General features: G+C 65.9%; 2 protein-coding genes. Both read left to right on the top strand.

The features are described 5' to 3' along the window. Positions 1 to 113 precede the first annotated feature (113 nt). Positions 114 to 1,265, top strand: a complete 1,152-nt coding sequence (locus tag WAN71_RS16305) for a uroporphyrinogen-III synthase (protein ID WP_422226328.1) — start codon at positions 114 to 116, stop codon at positions 1,263 to 1,265. 109 nt (positions 1,266 to 1,374) lie between these two features. After that, positions 1,375 to 1,824 (top strand): Hsp20/alpha crystallin family protein, encoded by a 450-nt coding sequence (locus WAN71_RS16300; RefSeq protein ID WP_422226327.1) that lies wholly within the window; start codon positions 1,375 to 1,377, stop codon positions 1,822 to 1,824. Positions 1,825 to 2,025 lie beyond the last annotated feature (201 nt).

The following is a 2,025-nucleotide window of genomic DNA, read 5'->3' as shown; positions in this document are numbered from 1 at the left end:
GGATCAGCCTGGACCCCACCGCGGACTTGGCGTGCGATTGGCGCGACGGCGACGTCTGGTAACAGTAATTACTCGGTAATGCACCCGAAATCTGCCGGGCATAAATACTTCATATGGGTCACCCCGCCGCGCCGCCACTCGCCGGCTATCGGGTGGCAGTCACCTCGGCACGACGCTCCGACGAGCTCTGCGCGCTGCTGCGCCGCAATGGCGCCGCAGTCAGCCATGCAGCGGCCATCACCATGGTCGCGTTGCCCGACGATGACGAATTGCACCGCAACACGAAAGCATTGATCGCCACTCCGCCCGACATTGTGGTTGCCACGACCGGCGTCGGATTTCGCGGCTGGCTCGCCGCCGCCGACGGATGGCAACTTTCCCGCGAGTTGACCGCGGCGTTGTCCGGCGCTCGGGTCGTGGCCCGTGGCGCGAAGGCCACCGGCGCGCTGCGCGCTGCCGGCCTGCCGGAGGAGTGGTCGCCGAAAACCGAGTCGTCGCGCGAGGTCGTGCAATACCTGCGGCAGTCCGGCATCGCGGGCTGCCGCATCGCCGTGCAGCTGCACGGCGCCACCGACGACTGGGATCCGTTTCCGGAATTTGTCGACGAGTTGCGCTCCGCGGGCGCCGAGGTTGTGCCGATCCGGGTGTATCGGTGGAAACCGGTACCCGCGGGCGGCGACTTCGACCAGCTAGTCACGCAGATCGCCCAACAACATTTCGACGCCGTGAGCTTCACCTCGGCGCCAGCCGTGGCAGCGACGCTGATGCGGGCCGGCGATCTGGGCATCTTCGACCGGTTGCTCAACGCGCTGCGCACCGATGTGCGGGCAATGTGCATTGGCCCGGTCACCGCACAGCCATTGGTCCGCCTAGGGATTCCGACATCGTCACCAGAACGAATGCGACTGGCCGCGCTGGCCAGACATATCGTCGAGGAGCTGCCCGTGCTCCGCTCACGCGCAATGCAGGCGGCCGGCCATCGTATCGAGATCCGCGGCTCCTACGTGATGGTTGACGGAACGCTCCAGTCGCTGCCCCCGGCCGCGATGGCGATTCTGCGCGCATTGGCGCACCGTCCCGGCGTCGTGGTCGCCCGGCGGGAACTGCTACGAACTCTGCCGGGCAGCGCCAACGACCCTCACGCCGTGGACACCGCAGTGCTGCGGCTAAGAAAAGCCTTGGGTGACAGGAATATTGTCGCGACGGTCGTCAAACGCGGTTACCGGTTGGCGATCGATGAAAGCTTCGACTCGGCATTGATCTGACCCGGTTCGCTCAGGGCGAACAACCAGCTGGAACTTAAGCGTGGTCGACTCATGTTTGTACGGGTAGGCCGGCAAGGTGTCGGCAACCACCAAGCACGAGGAGATACGAATGAGCAACCTGACCTTGTGGTCACGACCCGCCTGGGATGCCGACCGCTGGATGCGCGATTTCTTTGGACCGGCCGCCGCGAGTGACTGGTTCAAGCCGGTAGCCAATGGCTTCAGCCCCGCCGCCGAGATCGTCAAGGACGGCGAGGACGCGATAGTCCGCCTGGAGCTGCCCGGCGTGGACGTCGAGAAGGACGTCAACGTCGAGGTTGACCACGGCCGCCTAGTGATCCATGGTGAGCGCCGCGACGAAACGGCCAGCGAAGACCCCGCAAAGGACGGGCGCACGCTGCGCGAGGTCCGCTACGGCTCGTTCCGCCGGTCGTTCCGGCTGCCTGCGCACGTCACCGGCGAGGCCATCGCGGCGTCCTACGACGCCGGCGTGCTGACCGTGCGGGTCAGCGGCGTTTACGCCGGGACACAGCCGCAGCGCATCGAGATCACGAAGTAGTCAAGCGTAGGCTTCGTAGTCTAGGAGCGCCGCAATCACCTCGAATCCGGTGGGGCCCAACGGCTCCACCGGATTCGCGGCGTCTTAGGCCTGCCGTCGTCGGGCTACATCGATTGCCCGGACTTCTCAGCAGACCGTTACACGGTCTGCATCGTCGTCGGGCTAACCCCAGCGGGCCAGGATCTCCTTGGCCCGGTTTCC

It is taken from the genome of Mycobacterium sp. (genome assembly GCF_049280035.1).
GTDB lineage: Bacteria > Actinomycetota > Actinomycetes > Mycobacteriales > Mycobacteriaceae > Mycobacterium.
The sequence above is the reverse complement of the archived record's forward strand: the minus strand, read 5'-3'. Positions and strand labels throughout refer to the sequence as shown.